This is a genomic window from Fluviibacterium sp. S390, from assembly GCF_049800695.1.
Taxonomy (GTDB): domain Bacteria; phylum Pseudomonadota; class Alphaproteobacteria; order Rhodobacterales; family Rhodobacteraceae; genus Meridianimarinicoccus.
On sequence record NZ_JBNAFN010000011.1, the window covers coordinates 108,527 to 127,830 of the forward strand.

The following is a 19,304-nucleotide window of genomic DNA, read 5'->3' on the forward strand; positions in this document are numbered from 1 at the left end:
AGCCCTTTCCCACAGGATCCCGAACCGCTAGGCAAGGCGCATGTCACCGCCCCGCCTTGCCACTCGCGCGATCCTTCTGCATCGCGGCGCCGTCTTGCTGGTCAATGCCTTCCCCGATGGGCAAAGCGACCTGTGGTGCCTGCCCGGCGGCGGTGTCGAGACCGGGCAATCACTGACCGAGACCCTGCGGCGCGAGGTCCATGAGGAAACCGGGCTGGTCGTCGAACCCGACGGGATCTGTCATGTCTCGGAATTCCACAACGCCGCGACGGGATTTCACCAGGTGGAGTTGTTCTTCCGCGCCCGCATCCTGTCGGGCGACCCGCTGGCGCCCTGGACCGATCCGGCGGGCGTGGTGACGCAGCGGTGCCTGGCGACGCCCGATGACCTGTCGCGCCTGCGCTTCAAGCCCGACATCCTGCCCGAGCTGGCCTTCGGCCCGCCCCGGCCCGAGATCAGCCCCGGCGCGCTGGAGCCGATGGTGCGGTGATCGCCAGTCCGACGCCGCCCAGCACCAGCACCGAGGCCGCCAGCAGCCGCAGCGTCACCGGCTCGGCCAGCAACAGCGCGCCCCCGGCCATGGCGATCACCGGCACCGTCAGTTGCACCACCCCCGCCGCCGAAGCCGTCAGCCGGGGCAGAACCGTGTACCACAGGGCATAGCCCAGACCCGAGGTCACGGCCCCCGACACCACGGCCAGCGCCACCCCCGGTGCGGTCACCGCATCGGGCAGCAGCAGCACCACCAGCCCCGCGGGCAAGGCAGCCAGAAGGAAGCTCGCCGCCGTGCTGGCCAGCGGATCGCGCGCCCCGCGTCCGCGCAGCGAATAGATGCCCCAGCCCACAGCCGCTACGACCATCAGCGCAGCCCCCATCAACGACGGCGGCGCCGCCCCGCCGGGCCAGAGCAGCCAGACCAACCCCGCAAAGGCCACGCCCGCCCCCAGCCAGCGCTGCGCGGCAATGCGGTCGCCGCCCAGAACGCTGCCCGCGAACATGGTGATCTGAACACCGCCGAACAGGATCAATGCGCCGAACCCGGTGTCCAGCGTGACATAGGCAAAGGAAAATCCCAGCATGTAGGCAGTCAGCGCCAGCGCATTGGCGGCGCTGAACCGTGGGCGCAGACGGGACCAGCCGCCGTTGACCAGCACCAGAAACCCCAGCATGGCCGCCCCGGCGCCGGTGCGGATGGCGGCGAAACTGGCCGGTCCCATCCCGGCCTCGGTCAGGGCCATGCGGTTCAGCACCGAATTGGCCGCAAAGGCCAGCATGGTCAGGGCCACCAGCCCTGCAAGACGGCCCATCAAACCTGCGCGAACGGGTCGGGATAGATCAGCACCGCCTCGGCCCCGGCGGTTTGCGGAGCGATGGGATACAGGCCGGTGTATTGCGCGGGATAGGGCGTCGTCAGTTCTGCCGGTCCATCGAACACGAAGCCGAACTTGGCGTAGAAATCCGGGTCGCCCACCACCACGATCGCCTTGAAACGGGCTTGTCGGGCGGCATCGGCGGCATAGCGGACCAGTTCAGACCCGATGCCACCGCCCTGCGCCTCGGTCCGCACGCTGAGCGGCGCCAGCGCCAGCCAGCCCTCGGGGGACGACAGGTGCGACAGGCAGATATGCGCCACCAGCCCGCCCTCGTCCTCGGCCACCATTTCAAACGCCACATTCCCGCCATCGCGCAAGCCCTGGATAAGCTGCGCCTCGTTGCGCTGCCGAAACACGTTCACGACAAGCACCGAAATGTTGGTGTGGTCGGCCTCGGTGGCCGGGCGGATCTTGATCATCGGGGGACAGTCCAATCTTCTGTGATCCCGATAGAACCCCACGGGCGCGGCTTTGACAACACCCGCAGGGTCCGACCCATCAGCGGGCGGCCCCCAACCGGCTGAGCCGGGCAAAGAGCGGTGCCATCATCGCGCCCAGCCCAAGGAAAACCAGCGCGAACCAGCTAAGCCAGCCCAGCACCGGGATCAGCGCCACAAGCCCGGCAATCAGCGCGCCAAGGGCTGCCAGCCCGGCCTTTTCGGCAACCCCGTCGGGGATCTCGCGGCCCGCCAGTTGCCACAGGCCCACGCCCAGAACATAGCTGCCCGCCACGTATCCGGCGGCGATCAGAACCACGGTCAGGGCGATGGCCACCGGCACCAGAAGCAGCCCGACAAGGGTCATGGCCAGCACCAGCACCGCGCCGATCAGGGCCGACATGGCGACGAACCCGGCCAGGATCGACCGCCCAGGTGCGGCCAGTGCCCGCATCCGCACCGCCGCCACGCGGTCAGGTGCCACCACGACAGCCAGTGCCGCGGCCAGCGCCACGATCACCACGCCGATCAGGAAGCTGCGCAGCATGGCGCCAAAGCCCTCGCCGGCCATCTCGCGCATGTCCATGGGGGCTTCGATATCGGGATGATCCTCGATGTCGCGGATGCTGACCCGGTCGGGGCTGGCGACCGAAGACGGCACGGTGATTTCGTCAGGATCGTCGGCATAGAGCGTCAGCGTGCCATCGACGCGTGCGCCGCTGCCGAAAGAGACCGAATCGACGGTCAGCACCGCATCGCCCGCGATGGCGCCATCCAGTTGCAGATCCGCCGCCGCAATCAGAACGGCCCCGCCGATATCCCCGCTCAGCACCATCTCCGAGGCCATGGCCCGCAGGTTGCCGCCAATCCTGCCCGACACGGTGATCTCGGCCGCCGTCAGGCTGGCCGACCCGCCCACCGGGGCGGCCAGATCGATGACATAGCCCATCCCGTAGGCCGCACCCTCGACCGGAGCATCCAGACGCAGGCTGCGTCCGGCGGAATGCAGACTGCCGCCCACCGGCCCGGTGATCGTGATCCGCTCTCCGGCCGCGAAAAGATCGGCCGCAACCGGGGCTGTCTGGCTGACCACCCGACCGGCGGTATAGGTGTCGCCGCCCAGGCTGAAGCTCTGGTTGTCCTGCGCCAGGGCCGGGGCGGCGATCAGAAGGGCAAGGGAAGAAACAAGAAGGGGTTTGAGCATCGAATGCCTCCGCAACAATAGGTCTGTTGCTTCTCACATGAGGCCGATGTCAGTCCCGTGACAAGGGCTGTGTTCGGTTTTCCGCCGCCAATGCCTGTCGGATCAGGATGCAGACCACCTGCGCCGGGGACATGCCCCAGTCGCGGGCCAGCGTGGCGACCCGCGCGCGCGCCGGTCGCGGCAGTTGCAAGGCGCGGCAGGGCGCTTGCGGCAGGGCAGGAAGCGCGGGCACCTCGGGCGGGTGGCGCAGACCGGCCTCGACCAGCACCCGAACCGTATCCATCAGCCGCCGGGTCGATCCGGGGCGGCGATGGGCGCGCACCGCGCGCCACACATCCGGCGGCAGGGTCAGCGCAATGGCGCGGCGGAGGTCCTTACGGGACATGGCGGTCTGGTGTCGATGATGGCATCCGATGGCTCCCCTCGGGCAGGATGATGCGCCCCGCACGAAAAAGGGGGCCGCACGTGGCGACCCCCTTCCTTATCACTGCGATGGGCAGATCTTACATCATGCCGCCCATGCCGCCCATGTCGGGCATGCCGCCACCGGCCGCGCCTTCTTTGGCGGGGATGTCGGCAACCATGGCCTCGGTGGTGATCAGCAGACCAGCGATCGAGGCTGCGTCTTCCAGAGCGGTCCGCACGACCTTGGCCGGGTCAATCACGCCGAACGCGAACATGTCGCCATATTCTTCGGTCTGCGCGTTGAAGCCGAAGGTCGGGTCGTCGCTTTCGCGGACTTTCCCGGCAACCACGGCACCGTCAACACCGGCGTTCTCGGCAATCTGGCGCAGCGGCGCTTCGATGGCCTTGCGAACGATCGAGATACCGGCGTTCTGGTCGCTGTTGGCACCCTTGAGGTCGATCAGAGCCTTGCCAGCCTGAACAAGCGCGACACCGCCGCCCACGACAACACCTTCCTGCACGGCAGCACGGGTTGCGTTCAGGGCGTCATCGACGCGATCCTTGCGCTCTTTCACTTCCACTTCGGTCATGCCACCAACGCGGATCACGGCAACACCGCCAGCCAGTTTGGCCACGCGCTCTTGCAGCTTCTCGCGGTCGTAGTCGCTGGTGGTTTCCTCGATCTGCTGACGGATCTGGCTGACCCGTGCTTCGATCTCGGCTTTCTCGCCATTGCCATCGACGATGGTGGTCTCGTCCTTGGTGATCTGGATCTTCTTGGCGGTGCCAAGCATGTCCATGGTGACGCTTTCCAGCTTCATGCCCAGATCTTCCGAGATCACCTGGCCGCCGGTCAGGATCGCGATGTCCTGCAGCATGGCCTTGCGGCGATCGCCGAAGCCCGGTGCCTTGACGGCTGCGATCTTCAGACCGCCGCGCAGCTTGTTGACCACGAGGGTGGCCAACGCTTCGCCTTCCACGTCCTCGGCAATGATCAGCAGCGGCTTCTGCGACTGGATCACGGATTCCAGCAGCGGCACCATCGGCTGCAGCGACGAGAGTTTCTTCTCGTGCAGCAGGATCATGCAGTCTTCCAGCTCGGCGATCATCTTGTCCGGGTTGGTGACGAAGTAGGGCGACAGGTAGCCACGGTCGAACTGCATGCCTTCGACGACATCAGTTTCGGTTTCCAGGCCCTTGTTCTCTTCGACGGTGATGACACCCTCGTTGCCGACCTTCTGCATCGCATCGGCGATCTGGCGGCCGATTTCGGGCTCGCCGTTGGCCGAGATGGTGCCGACCTGGGCAACTTCATCGCTGTCCTTGACGACGCGCGACGCGGCCTTGATCTGCTCGACGACCTTCGAGGTGGCCAGGTCGATACCGCGCTTCAGGTCCATCGGGTTCAGGCCGGCCGCAACCTGCTTGAGGCCTTCCTTGACGATGGCCTGGGCCAGAACGGTGGCGGTGGTGGTGCCGTCGCCGGCTTCGTCATTGGTGCGCGATGCAACTTCGCGAACCATCTGGGCGCCCATGTTCTCGAACTTGTCTTCCAGTTCGATTTCCTTGGCGACCGAAACACCGTCCTTGGTGATGCGCGGCGCGCCGAACGACTTGTCCAGGACCACGTTGCGGCCTTTCGGGCCCAGGGTCACTTTCACGGCGTCGGCCAGGACGTTGACGCCCTTCAGCATGCGGGAACGGGCGTCAGCGCTAAACTTAACGTCTTTTGCAGCCATGTGTCTTGCTCCTTGATGGAATAGGTTGGGAAGGTCGGGCCCGGCGGCCCGGAAGCGATCCGCTTAGGCGATGATGCCCAGGATGTCGCTTTCCTTCATGATCAACAGCTCTTCGCCGTCGATGGTGACTTCGGTGCCCGACCATTTGCCGAACAGAACCTTGTCGCCTTCGCTGACAGCCATCGGGATCAGCTCTCCGCTGTCCTTGCGGGCGCCTTCGCCACACGCGACAACAACGGCTTCGGCCGGCTTTTCTTTGGCGCTTTCGGGAATGATCAGGCCGCCTGCAGTCTTATCATCGGATTCGACGCGACGCACCAGAACGCGGTCATGAAGCGGTTTGAATGCCATCTCTGAGGCTCCTTGCTCAGTTAGTTTCTGTATTATCACTCAGTAGTGGCGAGTGATAACGAGACGGAGATAGAGAGCGTGCAATCCCGAGTCAAGGCAATCGGAAGAAAGTTTCGCGCCAGCCTCCGGTCAGGTCGGAAATTGCGCGGCGAAGGCGGTCACGGCCTCGGGCGGCAGCGACCAGTCACACACCAGCCGCGCCATCAGCAGCGCCTCTTCGGGGCCGCCGTCCAGCGTGCCGTCCCACAGATAGTACTGCGCCCCGGCGTTTAAAAGGTGGCGGTGCCAGGCGCGTGGCCAGCGGGCGAACACGGCGTTGGTTTCCACCGGGAAACAGATCTCGACCCCCGGCACATGGTGCAGCCGGTCCGCCAGATCGCGGGCCGAGCCATTCGCCCTCCGCGCCAGGTCGCGCCACAGATCGCCCTCAAGATAGGCCTGCATCTGCGCGGCCAGATAGCGATGCTTGGAAAACAGATGCGCGCCGCGCTTGCGGCGAAGCTCGAACTCCCAGGCGTGGGCGGGATCAAAGAAGATCACCGCCTCGACCCCCAGAAGGCCGTTCTTGGTGCCGCCGAAGCTGACGGCATGGATGCCCGCCTTCCAGGTCATCTCGGCCGGGGTGCAGCCCAGATGCTCCAGCGCATTGGCAAAGCGCGCGCCGTCCAGATGCACGGGCAGACCACGGGCGCGGGCCATCGCGGTGAGTTCGGCCAGTTCGGCCAGGGTGTAGACGGTGCCGGATTCGGTGGCCTGCGTCAGGGTCAGCGGTCCGGGCTGCACCCCGTGCACCCCCCGTTTGCCCGCCTTGTCCAGCGCCGATGCCAGCGCGTCGGGCCGGATCTTGCCCTGCGGGGCATCGACCCATGTCAGCTTGGCGCCGCCGGTAAAAAACTCGGGCGCGCCGCATTCGTCTTCGTCCACATGGGCAGCTTCGGCGCAGAATACCGTCTGCCAGGGCTGACCCAAGACCGACAAGGCCAGGGCATTCGCGGCGGTGCCGGTGCCCACAAGATAGACAGCGGCGTCGGGGGCTTCGAAGACATCGCGGATTTTCGCCACCACCTGTGCGGTCAGCGGATCGGCACCATAGCCGGGCATATAGCCTTCATTGGCGCGGCTCAGGGCCTCCAGCACCGTGGGATGGGCGGGGCCGGCATTGTCGGATGCGAAATACATCAAAGATCCTCGATAATGTGGTCTTCCCAATCGTCTTCATCGACTTCGAATTCCGGCACCGTCCAGCCCCGCACCGACTGGCCGGCCTCGTGCACCGACTCGGCGCGCCCGGACACCAGCGGATGCCAGTCGGGCAGTTGATCGCCCTGCTGCAACAGGCGATAGGCGCAGGTCGCGGGCATCCAGTAGGCGTTCTTGGCCAGCGTCTGCGGGGTCAGGAACACGCATTCGGGCACGAATTGCCGGCGAATGTCGTATTGGGCGCAGCGGCAGGTCTGATCGTCGAGCAACCGGCAGGCCACGCGGGTGAAGGCGACTTCACCGGTGTCGGGATCTTCCAGCTTGTTCAGGCAACACTTGCCGCAACCGTCGCACAGGGCTTCCCACTCGTGCGGGGTCAGCTGGGACAGCTTGAACCGCTCCCAGAAACGGGGGCGCAGGCCGGTGCGGCGAATCGGATCGTCAGACATCGCGCGACCCTAGCCTTGCTGCCCAGAAAGAAAAACTGTCATCCCCAGGCGGCCAGGATGCCGCGGGCACGGGCGCTGTCGGCATCCATCTGCGCGACCAGGGCTTCGATCCCGTCGAACTTCCGCTCGGGCCGCAGATAGTCGACCAGCGCCACCGACAGTTCGGCGCCATAAAGATCGCCGGCGAAATCGAACAGATGGGTTTCCAGATTGGCGCGGTTTTCGCCAAACATGGGGCGCACCCCCATCGAGGCAACGCCGCCGTAGCTGCCCGAATGGGCACCGTCCAGAACCTCGACCTGCACCGCGTAGACGCCAAATTTCGGCGGGTGCAGCCCGTCGATGGACATGTTCGCGGTGGGATAGCCCAGGTTGCGGCCACGCTTTGCGCCGTGCAGCACCGGGCCGTCGATGCGGTGCCAATGGCCCAGCATCGCCTTGGCATCGCGGGGGCGGCCTTCGGACAGGGCGGTGCGGATCGCGGTCGAGGACACCGGCACCCCGGCGGCTTCGAACTGCATCAACTCGGCCACGGTGACGCCGAACCCGAAGTCGCGCCCCAGCGCCACCAGGTCCTCGGCGGTTCCGGACCGGCCCTTGCCAAAGCGGAAATCAGCCCCCACCACAACGTGGCGCAGCCCCAGCCCGACAGCCACGACCTGCTGGGCGAACTCTCGCGCCGACAGCGACGCCAGCGTTTCATCGAAGCTGATCTGATACAGGTGCCGCACGCCGATCTTCTGCAACCGGTGGGCCTTGGCGGCGGCGGTCATCAGGCGGAAGGGCGGGGCGTCGGGGGCGAAGAACTCGCGCGGGTGGGGTTCGAAGGTCAGCACGCCCAACGGCGCGCCGATCTTGTCACCGGCCTGCCGGGCCAGTTCCATCACCGCCCGGTGGCCCAGATGCACACCATCGAAATTGCCGATCGCGGCACTTGCCCCGCGGTCGGCATCGCCCAGTCCAGAGTAAGAGCGGTGAAGGCGCATCCGGGTGTCCGTGGATCAGCCGCGCGACGGCGCCAGAACCAGCGCCTCGCCCTGGACCACGGTCTTGCCGCCGACTTCGGCCAGGCAATCGAAGGTCACGCGCCGTTTCTCGCGGTTGATCTCGCGCACGGTGACGGTGGCGGTCACCTCGGCGCCCAGCATGACCGGGGCGCGGAATTTCAGGTTTTGGCCCATGTAGATGGTGCCGTGGCCGGGAATGCGCTCTCCCAGCAGGGCCGAGAACAGGCTGCCCACCAGCATCCCGTGCGCAATGCGGCCACCGAACATCGACGCCTGCCCCGTGGCCTCGTCCAGGTGGATCGGGTTGCGGTCTTCGCTGACCTCGGCGAAGGAACGGACTTCGGCATCGCCGATGACCTTTGTCAGGCTGCGGGACATGCCCACTTCCAGATCCTCGATGTAGATTGTACCGATTTCGTCGTCGCGCATGAGAGATCCTCCATTTCGATCGTCAGTCTGGCTTAGACCCCTGCCCGCTGCCAGCAACGCGTCGCGTCACCGCAGCAGCCCGATGGCATAGGCGGGCGAGGTCCGAATCTCGTTCAGATACGCGGAAAGACGCTCAGGGTCAGGCTGGCCGTTGGTGCCGGTCTGCTCGGCGGCCAGACCGCCGGTCACGAACAGCACGTCGAAATCCTCGGCCATGCCCCCGGCCACATCGGTGTTCGGCCCATCGCCGATGACCAGAACGCGGTCGTCGGGGATGCGATCCAGAAGTGCCAGCCGCCGTCGCGCCAGATCGTAGATCGGCGGATGCGGCTTGCCGAAATACAGGCTTTGGCCGCCCATTTCGGTGTAAAGCTCGGCCAACGCCCCGGCGCAGAAAATGCGGGTATGGCCCTTGTCGACCACCACGTCGGGGTTGGCGCACAGCAGTTTCAGCCCCTTGGTCTTGGCCAGCAGAAGCTGCGCGCGGTAGTCTTCCGGGGTTTCGGTGGCATCATCCACCAGCCCGGTGCAGGCGATACCCTCGGCCTCGTCCAGCGGCACCAGTTCCACGGTGGACTCCAGATCTTCGGGCAACTCGGTAAAGAAGGTCAGGTCCCGTTCGGGGCCCATGTGGTAGACCTTCTTGCCGATGATCCCGCGCATCATGGCCGCCTGGGCGCTGTCGCCCGAGGTGATCACGTCATCCCAGCAGTCGCGCGGCGTGCCCAACCCGTCGAGCTGTTCCACGACCAGCGGCTTGGGACGGGGAGCGTTGGTCAGAAGGATGACCCTGCCGCCCTTGGCCCGGAAGCCCTGCAACGCGGCGACCGCCTCGGGAAACACCTCGACCCCGTTGTGCAGGCAGCCCCAGAGATCGCAGAGGACAGCATCGTAACGGTCTTGAACCTCGGCAAGCGTGCGGATGATTTCAGTCATGGGGTCTCCTGACAGACGCGGGCAACGGAACGGTACGCCGGTCTTGTGTCATGTCCGGGCGGGTCTGACCAGTCCGGGCTGTGCGCGGCCCGGTCGATGAAAAAGGGCGCCCGCAGGCGCCCGATCCCGTTTTCCGAAGGTGGCTTACAGGGCCAGGTTCGGGATGATCTGCTTCTTGCGGCTCATGATGCCGGGCAGGACCACGCTGTCACCCGAAACGGTGGCGCCGAAGCTTTTCTCGGCCACGGCTTTCACGGTGTCGTTGGGCACCAGCAGGGTGGCTTCTTCCTTGATGATGTCCACGACAAACAGCAGAACCTCGTCCACGCCGTCTTCCTTGGCCACTTCGGGCATCGACGCGATCAGGCTGGCCTTGCGGCCCAGCGGGATCTCGGGCGCGGTGGTTTCCAGAACCGAAACGCGGAAGTTGGTGCCGCCGACTTCGTATTTCTTGCTGTCCATGCGGATCAGCTCGGCGTCCGAGAAGGCCGAAACGTCGGATTTGGCGGCGAACATTTCCGCAGCATAGGCCGAGATGTCGACGCCCAGGTCGGTGGCCAGCGATTGTGCCAGCGCCTTGTCGGCATCGGTGGTGGTCGGCGAGCGGAATTCCAGCGTGTCGGACAGGATGCACGACAGCATCGCACCCTTGATGTTTTCCGGCATCTTGGCGGCGTCATCGCCCATCAGGTCATGCATGATGGTCACGGTGCAGGCCACCGGGCGCACGGTGATGTTGATCGGGCCGCTGGTTTCCAGGCCGCCGACCAGCTTGTGATGGTCGATGATTTCCAGAATGTCGGCGCTACCGATGCTGGCGGGCAGTTCGGCGGGGTTGTTGGTGTCGACGATGACCACCTGATCGCCCGCCGCCACGTCGGCGATGATCTCGGGCTTGTCCAGGCTCCAGCGCTCCAGAACGAAAGCGGCTTCGGTGTTGGGCTCACCCAGCAGCTTGGCTTCGGCGGGGGTGCCCTTGATTTCGGACAGGTACCAGGCCCAGATCAGCGGGGCGCCGGTGGAGTCGGTATCGGGGGCCATATGGCCGAAGACCTTGATCGTCATGTCATCAAATCCATCTTTTCGGGGTTTTGCGCGGCTTATAGGCGCCTAGGCGGCGCCCTGTCACTGACTCGGGACGGGGTGTTTCGCCGCAGAGGCCCGGGTGTTGCTGCATTGCAGCGTAAATCTGGTGCCCGGTTCATGAAAACGCGACAGAAGTGTTGGTTTCGGGCCGTTCTGGTGCTAAGCGACCGGCGAACCCGTAACCCTCCCCGCTCAAGGACGCTGCCATGCCCTCTCTCGTGGAGCCGAAGCTCATTTCGGGCAATGCCAACAAATCGCTCGCCACGGCCATCGCCCGGCGGATCTCCATGCACCGGGGGATGAACATCAACCTGATCAACACCCGTGTCGAACGGTTCAACGATCAGGAGATCTTCGTCGAGGTCTACGAGAACGTCCGCGGCGAGGATATGTTCATCATCCAGCCGACATCGAACCCGGCGAACGACAACCTGATGGAGCTGATGATCATGGCCGACGCGCTGAAGCGGTCGTCGGCGGGGCGGATCACGGCGGTGATCCCCTATTTCGGATACGCCCGGCAGGATCGCCGCACCAAGGCGCGCACCCCGATTTCGGCCAAACTGGTGGCGAACCTTCTGGAAGAGGCCGGGATCGAGCGGGTTCTGACGATGGATCTGCACGCCGCGCAGATCCAGGGCTTCTTCGATGTGCCGGTGGACAACCTCTATGCCTCGCCGGTCTTCGCGCTGGACATCAAGCACCAGTTCGACGGCGGGCTGGACAACGTGATGATCGTGTCGCCCGACGTGGGCGGCGTGGCCCGCGCCCGTGAATTGGCGCAGCGGATCGGATGCCCCCTGTCGATCGTGGACAAACGCCGCGAAAAGCCCGGCGAAGTGGCCGAGATGACAGTGATCGGCGATGTCAGCGGCAAGAAGTGCATCATCGTGGATGACCTGTGCGACACCGCCGGCACCCTGTGCAAGGCCGCGAGCGTGCTGATGGATGCAGGCGCCACCGAGGTACATTCCTACATCACCCATGGCGTGCTGTCCGGCCCGGCGGTCGAACGGATCACCAATTCGGTCATGAAGAGTCTTGTCATCACCGACACCATCGAACCGACAGCCGAGGTCAAGGCCGCGCCGAACATCCGCATCGTGACCACAGCACCGATCTTCGCCCAGGCGATCCTGAACATCTGGAGCGGCACTTCGGTGTCGTCGCTGTTCGAAACCAGCACCCTTGGCCCGATCTATGAAGGTCTTTACCCGCAGGACTAGATATCCTTAGTAGCCAGACGGTTGACCAAGGGTTAGCCTTCCCCAAGATCAACGGGGGAGGCCGATATGCTGTTCGTGACAAACCGGGTGCCGGACGAGGGATTGAAAACCACGCTGGGGCGAAACTGCACGTTCAGCCCGGCCAACAATGCCGTCTGCAACGCCACGTTCTTCTGCCGGCGCGAAGCCAGCGGCGCCACCATCGAAATCGGCTCGGCGGCCCTGTTTCAGGCCCTGAAGGATGCCAAGGCCGAACATATCCTGTTCTTCATCCACGGCTTCAACACCAGCCCCAAGGCGGCGTTGAACCGGGCCGCGCAGTTGCAAGAGTTCTGCGACCGCAAGGAGAAGGACAAGGTGCTGGTGCTGCCGTTCCTCTGGCCCACCGATGACGACAGCGCCCTGCTGATCCTGAACGACTATGTCGATGACCGCCATTCGGCGCAGCTCAGCGGCGGCGCCTTCGCGCGGGTTCTGGCCAAACTGATCGCCATGTCCGGCGACCCGGCCGAGTTCGAAAAGAAATTCAGCGTCTGTGCCCATTCCATGGGCAACCGCGTCCTGCGCGAAACCCTGCTGTTCTGGAAAGAGGCATTTCTGGTGGGCGCCGTGCCGGAAGTCTTCCAGCACAGCTTCCTGGCGGCCGCCGACATCCCCTGTCAGGATCTGGAGTTCGGGCAGGAAGGCGAAATCCTCGCCCAGGCCTCGCGCAACGTGGTGATCTATTACGCCGACAGCGATCTGGCCCTGAAAGCCAGCGCCCTGGTCAATCACCAGCCCAACGCCCTGCCCCGCAGGCTGGGCACCGCCGGACCGCGCGCCATGTCACGGGTGGCCGACTGGGTGTTCAGCCTCGATTGCTCGGCGGTGGCGCGGAAATACGACAAGAAGCGCGGGCACGTCTATTTCCTGAACTCGCATTCGGGCAAGAACACGCCCGGCAAGGTGGCCAAGCACATGATCAACACGCTGCTGGTCGACGAGGTTCTGGCCGACGCGCTGGGGTTCCGCACCGGGCGGCTGAGCTGACCGGGCGGCGCCGGCGCGCCACCCGCAGGGGCCGGATCAGGCTGCGGCAATCATTTCCGACTGGCGGACGATGACCTCGGCCTGCTTGATCGAGGCGATGTCCACCAGACGGCCCTTGTAGACCGTGGCGCCTTCACCGTTGGCCTTGGCCTGTTCCATCGCGGCAAGGATCTCGCGCGCTTCGGTGACGGCGGCCTCGGACGGGGTGAAAACCTCGTTCGCCAGCGCGATCTGCTTGGGATGGATGGCCCATTTGCCCACCATGCCCAGCGTCGCCGACCGCAGCGCCTGCGCGCGATAGCCCTCGTCATCCGAGAAATCACCGAACGGGCCGTCGACCGGCAACAGGCCATGGGTGCGGCAGGCGGCGACGATGGCGGTCTGGGCCCAGTGCCACGGGTCGGACCAATGCTTCACGCCCTCGCGCAGCATGTAATAGTTTTCCTGCGTGCCGCCGATACCGGTGGTCTGCATCCCCATCGAGGCCGCGAAATCGGCCGCACCCAGGCTCATCGCCACAAGGCGGGGCGAGGCGGCGGCGATGGCTTCCACATGCGCGATGCCAGCGGCACTTTCGATGATAACCTCGAAGTTGATCTTCTTCTTGCGGCCCTTGGCGGCTTCGATGGCGGTGACCAGCGCGTCCACGGCATAGATATCCTCGGCACAGCCGACCTTGGGGATCATGATCTGGTCAAGCCGCTCATCGGCCTGTTCCAGCAGGTCGACCACGTCGCGGTACCAGTACGGCGTGTCCAGCCCGTTGATCCGAACGCTCAGGGTCTTGGTGTTCCAGTCCACGGCACCGATCGCCTCGATCGCCTGCGCGCGGGCCATGTCCTTGTCAGAAGGCGCTACCGAATCCTCAAGATCGATGTTGATCACATCCGCCGCACTGGCCGCCATCTTGGCGAACAGCTTGGGATTCGACGCCGGACCGAACAACTGGCACCGGTTGGGACGCGCGACGGGCTGGGGCTGAAGACGGAAACTCATGAGCGGACCTCTTGGCAAGGAAATTGCGGACGATGTTGTCAGCTTGTTAGGATATTGCGTAACCTTCTTCAATCCTTGATTTGCGGGTGCAGCATTTTGCGAATCTCTTACCCGGTTCTTTCGGATTTCAAACCGCACATTTTCTAATCATCGGGATAATTACCGATTATTTCCAGTATTTGCGGATATTTTCCGAACTCAATCTCTGCTGCCCCTGCAAAAATCGGAAAAACACCGCGCCCGCATCGGCTAGGCAGAACCAATTGCTGAATGGGAGCACACAATGATCAAGACGCCGTATCTGCTGTTTCTGGGCGACGCGCCCGACGGTCTGGCCGCGAAGGTTGCGCAGGGCATCAAGGACTGGCGTCCCGAGTTCGCCATCGGCCAGTACCGCCTGCCGGGCTGCAAGGCTGATCTGGGCCTGCCCGACCTGACCCTTGAAGAAGCCCGCGCCAAGGGGGTTGAAACCGTGGTCATCGGCGTCGCCAACCGTGGCGGCATCATCGGTGAAAGCTGGCGGACCTTCCTGCTGGAGGCCATCGCGGCCGGCTTCGATCTGGCCAGCGGGCTGCACACCCTGCTGAACAATTATCCCGATCTGGTGCGCGCCGCCCAGACCCACGGCACCGCCCTGCATGACGTGCGGGTGCCCGGGATCGACTATCCCATTGCCAACGGCGTCAAGCGCAGCGGCAAGCGCTGTCTGGCTGTCGGCACCGATTGCTCGGTCGGCAAGATGTACACGGCTTTGGCGATGGAAGCCGACATGCGCCAGCGCAACATGAACGCCAGTTTCCGCGCCACCGGCCAGACCGGCATCCTGATCACCGGCGGCGGCGTTCCGCTGGATGCGGTGGTGGCCGACTTCATGGCAGGATCCATCGAGCACCTGACGCCTGACAACGATCCCGACCACTGGGATCTGATCGAAGGACAGGGCAGCCTGTTCCACGTCTCCTATTCCGGGGTGACCATGGCGCTGATCCACGGCGGCCAACCCGACGCGCTGATCCTGTGCGACGAGCCCACCCGGCCCCACATGCGCGGCCTGCCCGACTATACCGCGCCGTCGCTGGAAACCCTGCGCGACACCGCGCTGGCGCTGGCGCGTGTGGCGAACCCGGCCTGCAAGGTGGTCGGCATCTCGATCAACACGCAGCATCTGTCCGAAGCCGACGCACTGGCGCATATGGCCGAGGTCGAGGCGCGGATGGGCTTGCCCACGGTGGACCCGTTCCGGCAAGGTGCGGCACGATTGGTCGACGCCCTGGAAGGGATCTGATGGACATCTCGGTACACTACGACACGTTTCAACTGGCCGAGGTCTTCACCATCTCGCGCGGCTCGCGGACCGAGGCCGAGGTCATCACCGTCACCCTGCGCGACGGCGACCATGCGGGGCACGGGGAATGCGTGCCCTATGCCCGCTACGGTGAAAGCCCGGGCTCGGTGAAGGCGCAGATCAAGGGGTTGCCAGCAGCGTTTACCCGCGCCGAGCTGCCATCCCTGCTGCCCGCGGGAGCAGCACGCAATGCCGTGGATTGCGCCCTGTGGGATCTGGAAGCCAAGCGCAGCGGCCAGCGGGTCTGGCAACTGGCGGGCTTGCCGGAACCGGGGCCCGAGATCACCGCCTTCACCCTGTCGCTGGACACCCCGGCCGTGATGAAAGCCTCGGCCGCGCGGCACAAGCATCGCCCGCTGCTGAAAATCAAGCTGGGCACGCCCGACGACATGCCCCGCCTGGAAGCGGTGCGCGCGGGCGCGCCGAAGTCGCGGATCATCGTCGATGCCAACGAAGGCTGGTCCGCCGAGGTTTACGCCGATCTGGCCCCGCATCTGGTGCGGCTGGGGGTCGATCTGGTGGAACAACCCCTGCCCGCCGGGTCCGATGATGCCCTTCTGGGGATGGACCGCCCGGTGCCGGTCTGCGCCGATGAAAGCTGCCACGACCGCGCCTCATTGCCCGGACTGAAGGGCAAATACGACGTGGTGAACATCAAGCTGGACAAGACCGGCGGGCTGACCGAGGCGCTGGCTCTGCGCGATGCGGCACAAGCCGAGGGTTACCGCGTCATGGTCGGCTGCATGGTCGGTTCTTCACTGGCGATGGCCCCCGCCACGCTGGTGGCACAAGGCGCGCTGATCACCGATCTGGACGGGCCGCTGCTGCTGGGCGAGGATCGGATGTATCCGCTGGCCTACGACGAACGCGGCGTGCATCCCCCTGATCCCGCGCTTTGGGGCTAGGGGCAAGGCAATGCCATTCTAGACGGTGGCCGCTGTGCCTGCCGCCGCCGTCACGCTGTCCGGGTCAAAAGCATCGCTATCGCGGCATAGCGGAAGGGATACTGATCCTTGTTGGCAACCAGCCGTTCCCGCGCCCTATCGTAGATCCGGTCAACCAGGGCGGCGCGCCCGTCGGTCGGTGGCAAGGCTTGCACCAGAACTGCCTCGGTAAAGGCCCGGAAGAAATTGACATAGTCGCGTGCATAGACCTGAAGATCCCCGGTCTGTGCGAAGGCATCGTTGAACGGCACTGACACTTCATAGGCTTCCGCGCGGTCCAGCCTGTACAGATCCGAAACACCAAAGGCCTTGTCCTGCACCGGCACGAGCAGTTCCTGCAACTGCCGGAAATAGACCGGCTGATAGTAGGCCTCATAGGTCTGTTGCGTGATCTCGCCACTGGCCACATGATCCAGCACTGCATCGTTCAGGACATCGTAGATGCCGTCGCAGGTCCGGGCGTCGTCGGTACAGCCGAAGACCTGCACCAAAAGCTTGCCACCCGACACAAGTTCCGCCGCGCGGGCCTTCAGAAACGCCGCGACATCGTCCTTGGCTTGACGGGCGAAAACCTCCTGGTTCGCCTCTGTGACATACCCATTGCCGCCTTGCCGGCTTGGCCCATTCGGCAAGAGATATCCCGGCAGGGCCGAGACGGGCTTTGCGGAAAGAAACCCGATGGCATTGAAAGTGGTCGCCAGACCGACCGACTGCGGCGGCAGAAGCTGATCGAACATCGACCCGCCGACCGCTGCGGAAAACGCCGCGTCGTCGCCGAATACCGACCGGCCATCTGGCCGCAACCCCAGGAAAAGCTTTGAGAAATCATTCGTGGGCAAATCGGAATGCAGGGTCTGGATCGGCCCGACTGTCCTGGCGCGGCAGGCCGACACTGCCCGTTGCATCACGGCAATGGAATTGCGCCCTTCGGAACAGCCGAAATCGGCAAGCGTCGTGACCCCGGACGGCACCGGCATGTCTGCCACAGCCTCATCGATCCATGGCAGGACCGCTTCGATCGCCCGCCACTGGGGCGCCGAGTTTGCATCGTAAAACCCCTGCCCGGTCGTGCCGGTGGTCGTGGCATGCGGCACGGGGGTCTTGCTGTCTTGCGGTCCGGCGGGTGATTTGCGCATTCAACTTGCCCCGAAACTGCTTCACAGTGGCGATACCATCTGCGTCATAGTCTGCAGTTTGCCCGTCACTTGGCAACCCATACCGGGGGCGCGATCCGAAACGGAGGAGATGACATGAGCACCGAACAGGATGGCCCCAGCGGAGCCCTGACCCTGCGGACGCTGGCGATGCCGGCGGATGTAAACGTGAACGGTGACATCTTCGGCGGCTGGGTTCTCAGCCAGATGGACATCGCGGCCGGCATCGTTGCCGGACAACGCGCCAAGGGGCGGGTCGCCACGGTGGCCATCGACGCGATGAAGTTCATCCGCCCGGTCGGCGTCGGCGACGTGCTGTGCATCTACGCCGAGATCACGCGGGTTGGCCGAACCTCGCTGGCCATCGGGCTGGAAGCCTGGGTGCTGCGCGGCCGTCACGGCGCGCGCGAGAAGGTCACGGAAGCCACCTTTACCTTCGTCGCGATCAACGACGAGAAACGCCCGCGCGAAGTGCCGCCGGAAGACTGAACCGCACGGCGTGCGCGTCAGATATCGGCCCAGTCCTTGAAGGTGACCGGACTTTCGGGCCGCTCGGAGGGGGGATGCGCAGGGGTGGGCTGAGGCTTGGGATCGGGGGTCGCACTGGTCATCAGTTGCTCCTTTCACAGAGCACCGGCCGGACCCGTCAGAAAGGCACACCATGTGCCGGGGCAGTTTGCACATTGGGTCGGAAAGCGCCGGTGCCTGTGGACAACTTTGCCACAGACTCCCTAACAATCGGATTCACGTGTTTTAACAGTCTATTACCTAAACGTGATCGCGGGGGTGGCGTCACGGTGGGGATCCGGTCGGGCAATCGGGCTGTTTTGCCATCGGGCCAGAGGTGTCCACGCCGCCCCAGATTGCCCGTCGCGGGCACAAAAAAAGATCGGCAACGTTTCCGTCGCCGACCCCTTGTCTGTTCAACTGTTGGCAGGGAAATCCCCGCCTGCGCAGGCCTTAGGCCAGTGCGAGGTTGACGGCGCTTTCGCGGCCATCACGACCCGATTCCAGGTCGAAGGTCACTTTCTGGTTGTCGGCGAGGCCGGTCAGACCCGAACGCTCGACAGCAGAGATGTGAACGAACACGTCGCGTCCGCCGCTCTCGGGTGCGATGAAGCCGTAACCTTTGGTGGTGTTGAACCATTTCACGGTGCCATTGGCCATTTCCGTGGTCTCCTAACTTAGATGCCATCCGCGTCGTGCGATGGCCTGGCGTGGTCTGTCCGAATCGAAGAACTGATCAGCCGTGTAGGAAGACAGGGGTCGAGATTGGATAGCGTAGCGCAGACCGTATGACAGGTTGCCGCACGAAAATCAAGGGATTCTGGGGGGCCTGAGAAGAACAATGGTAAAACTCCTTTGCTATCGAAACATCACCCCTAATCATCCACCCAGTCATCATCGACCCCTAAATCCACCAAGTCGATTTTCTTAAGTATTTCATCTAAACTTTGTGGACGAAGAGCCCAGCGGTATGCAGGGTGAATTTCCCATTTGAAGCCAAAATCTGCATACTTCGACTGCAAGCTCTGGTTTTCCTCGAAGTGTTTTCGCAATATCTTTCCATTGCCGTCCTCAATTCGTGCGGTGATGAAGTCCGTCTTGTAGAGGAACTCGGCCAATGATTGAGGCGTGACCTGTTTTCCGCTTGTGAAGTTTAGCCGACTACTATTGATGATTGATTTTAACTTAGGCTCAGGACCCATTGATTTCCGGCGATCAGCGTGATTCACCGTTCGAAAAACGAGCGGTGACATGTCTGATCTCTTCTGGCTTAGCGACGCGCAGATGGCGCGGCTTGCGCCTTTCTTTCCCAAGTCTCACGGCAAGCCCCGCGTCGATGATCGGCGCGTGTTGAGCGGAATTATCTTCATCAACCGCAATGGCTTACGTTGGCGGGATGCGCCCGCCGCATACGGTCCGCACAAGACCTTGTACAACCGCTGGAAGCGGTGGAGTGACAAAGGTGTTTTCGCGAGGATGATGGCTGG

Annotated in this window: 23 protein-coding genes; 7 read left to right on the forward strand and 16 right to left on the reverse strand. The window is 64.2% G+C overall.

Annotated elements, in window-relative coordinates; translation table 11 throughout:
* Positions 1–40: 40 nt before the first annotated feature.
* On the forward strand, positions 41–490 hold the full coding sequence (locus ACP15K_RS10840) for an NUDIX domain-containing protein (RefSeq protein WP_193140330.1): 450 nt from the start codon (positions 41–43) through the stop codon (positions 488–490).
* Here the strand turns inward: ACP15K_RS10840 and ACP15K_RS10845 are convergent.
* From ACP15K_RS10845 to ACP15K_RS10900, 12 genes are all read right to left on the reverse strand, one after another.
* A complete protein-coding gene (locus ACP15K_RS10845; protein WP_193140329.1) occupies positions 456–1,307 on the reverse strand; it encodes a DMT family transporter in 852 nt (283 codons plus the stop codon). The two genes, ACP15K_RS10840 and ACP15K_RS10845, sit on opposite strands and share 35 nt — an antisense overlap.
* Complete coding sequence (locus ACP15K_RS10850; protein ID WP_193140328.1) at positions 1,307–1,792, reverse strand: GNAT family N-acetyltransferase; 486 nt, start codon at positions 1,790–1,792, stop codon at positions 1,307–1,309. The genes ACP15K_RS10845 and ACP15K_RS10850 overlap by 1 nt, the downstream gene beginning before the upstream one ends.
* Positions 1,793–1,871: 79 nt before the next feature.
* Positions 1,872–3,014 carry a hypothetical protein gene (locus ACP15K_RS10855; protein ID WP_424990506.1) on the reverse strand — a complete coding sequence of 381 codons (1,143 nt, stop codon included), beginning with the start codon at positions 3,012–3,014 and terminating at the stop codon, positions 1,872–1,874.
* 49 nt (positions 3,015–3,063) lie between these two features.
* On the reverse strand, positions 3,064–3,399 hold the full coding sequence (locus tag ACP15K_RS10860; RefSeq protein ID WP_193140326.1) for a hypothetical protein: 336 nt from the start codon (positions 3,397–3,399) through the stop codon (positions 3,064–3,066).
* A gap of 118 nt (positions 3,400–3,517) precedes the next feature.
* Entirely contained in the window at positions 3,518–5,158 is a 1,641-nt protein-coding gene (groL, locus tag ACP15K_RS10865) for a chaperonin GroEL (RefSeq protein ID WP_193140325.1), read from the reverse strand.
* A 63-nt stretch (positions 5,159–5,221) separates the two neighbouring features.
* Complete coding sequence (locus ACP15K_RS10870) at positions 5,222–5,509, reverse strand: co-chaperone GroES (protein WP_193140324.1); 288 nt, start codon at positions 5,507–5,509, stop codon at positions 5,222–5,224.
* 129 nt (positions 5,510–5,638) lie between these two features.
* Positions 5,639–6,688, reverse strand: a complete 1,050-nt coding sequence (locus ACP15K_RS10875; RefSeq protein WP_424990507.1) for a threonine aldolase family protein — start codon at positions 6,686–6,688, stop codon at positions 5,639–5,641.
* Positions 6,688–7,158, reverse strand: coding sequence for a YcgN family cysteine cluster protein (locus ACP15K_RS10880; RefSeq protein ID WP_193140322.1), 471 nt, complete (start codon positions 7,156–7,158; stop codon positions 6,688–6,690). The genes ACP15K_RS10875 and ACP15K_RS10880 overlap by 1 nt, the downstream gene beginning before the upstream one ends.
* Positions 7,159–7,196: 38 nt before the next feature.
* Positions 7,197–8,144 (reverse strand): bifunctional riboflavin kinase/FAD synthetase, encoded by a 948-nt coding sequence (locus ACP15K_RS10885; RefSeq protein WP_424990508.1) that lies wholly within the window; start codon positions 8,142–8,144, stop codon positions 7,197–7,199.
* A 15-nt stretch (positions 8,145–8,159) separates the two neighbouring features.
* A complete protein-coding gene (locus tag ACP15K_RS10890) occupies positions 8,160–8,594 on the reverse strand; it encodes a MaoC family dehydratase (RefSeq protein ID WP_424990509.1) in 435 nt (144 codons plus the stop codon).
* A gap of 66 nt (positions 8,595–8,660) precedes the next feature.
* The gene (locus ACP15K_RS10895; RefSeq protein WP_193140319.1) at positions 8,661–9,530 is read right to left on the reverse strand and encodes a TIGR01459 family HAD-type hydrolase; all 870 of its coding nucleotides are present in this window, start codon (positions 9,528–9,530) and stop codon (positions 8,661–8,663) included.
* A 144-nt stretch (positions 9,531–9,674) separates the two neighbouring features.
* A complete protein-coding gene (locus ACP15K_RS10900) occupies positions 9,675–10,595 on the reverse strand; it encodes a manganese-dependent inorganic pyrophosphatase (protein WP_424990510.1) in 921 nt (306 codons plus the stop codon).
* A 227-nt stretch (positions 10,596–10,822) separates the two neighbouring features.
* Here ACP15K_RS10900 and ACP15K_RS10905 point away from each other — a divergent pair, with 227 nt between their 5' ends.
* Together ACP15K_RS10905 and ACP15K_RS10910 are read left to right on the forward strand one after the other, a co-directional pair.
* Positions 10,823–11,842, forward strand: a complete 1,020-nt coding sequence (locus ACP15K_RS10905) for a ribose-phosphate pyrophosphokinase (protein WP_193140315.1) — start codon at positions 10,823–10,825, stop codon at positions 11,840–11,842.
* 66 nt (positions 11,843–11,908) lie between these two features.
* The gene (locus tag ACP15K_RS10910; protein WP_424990511.1) at positions 11,909–12,871 is read left to right on the forward strand and encodes an alpha/beta hydrolase; all 963 of its coding nucleotides are present in this window, start codon (positions 11,909–11,911) and stop codon (positions 12,869–12,871) included.
* 36 nt (positions 12,872–12,907) lie between these two features.
* On the opposite strand, the gene ACP15K_RS10915 is transcribed toward ACP15K_RS10910, so the two are convergent.
* On the reverse strand, positions 12,908–13,867 hold the full coding sequence (locus tag ACP15K_RS10915; RefSeq protein ID WP_193140311.1) for an L-malyl-CoA/beta-methylmalyl-CoA lyase: 960 nt from the start codon (positions 13,865–13,867) through the stop codon (positions 12,908–12,910).
* A gap of 283 nt (positions 13,868–14,150) precedes the next feature.
* Here ACP15K_RS10915 and dgcN point away from each other — a divergent pair, with 283 nt between their 5' ends.
* Positions 14,151–15,152 (forward strand): N-acetyltransferase DgcN, encoded by a 1,002-nt coding sequence (dgcN, locus tag ACP15K_RS10920; RefSeq protein WP_193140309.1) that lies wholly within the window; start codon positions 14,151–14,153, stop codon positions 15,150–15,152.
* Complete coding sequence (dgcA, locus tag ACP15K_RS10925) at positions 15,152–16,117, forward strand: N-acetyl-D-Glu racemase DgcA (protein ID WP_424990512.1); 966 nt, start codon at positions 15,152–15,154, stop codon at positions 16,115–16,117. The genes dgcN and dgcA overlap by 1 nt, the downstream gene beginning before the upstream one ends.
* 50 nt (positions 16,118–16,167) lie before the next feature.
* On the opposite strand, the gene ACP15K_RS10930 is transcribed toward dgcA, so the two are convergent.
* Positions 16,168–17,292, reverse strand: a complete 1,125-nt coding sequence (locus ACP15K_RS10930; protein ID WP_424990513.1) for a hypothetical protein — start codon at positions 17,290–17,292, stop codon at positions 16,168–16,170.
* 114 nt (positions 17,293–17,406) lie between these two features.
* On the opposite strand from ACP15K_RS10930, the gene ACP15K_RS10935 reads away from it, so the two are divergent.
* Entirely contained in the window at positions 17,407–17,799 is a 393-nt protein-coding gene (locus ACP15K_RS10935; RefSeq protein WP_193140303.1) for an acyl-CoA thioesterase, read from the forward strand.
* A gap of 471 nt (positions 17,800–18,270) precedes the next feature.
* Here the strand turns inward: ACP15K_RS10935 and ACP15K_RS10940 are convergent, their stop codons facing one another.
* Positions 18,271–18,477: a cold-shock protein gene (locus tag ACP15K_RS10940; RefSeq protein ID WP_193140301.1), complete on the reverse strand. Its 207-nt coding sequence runs from the start codon at positions 18,475–18,477 to the stop codon at positions 18,271–18,273.
* Between the two features lie 215 nt (positions 18,478–18,692).
* The gene (locus tag ACP15K_RS10945; protein WP_424990514.1) at positions 18,693–19,070 is read right to left on the reverse strand and encodes a hypothetical protein; all 378 of its coding nucleotides are present in this window, start codon (positions 19,068–19,070) and stop codon (positions 18,693–18,695) included.
* On the opposite strand from ACP15K_RS10945, the gene ACP15K_RS10950 reads away from it, so the two are divergent.
* Positions 19,069–19,304 (forward strand): transposase (locus ACP15K_RS10950; protein ID WP_424990003.1); only part of this gene is annotated, 236 nt, incomplete at its 3' end. The genes ACP15K_RS10945 and ACP15K_RS10950 overlap by 2 nt on opposite strands.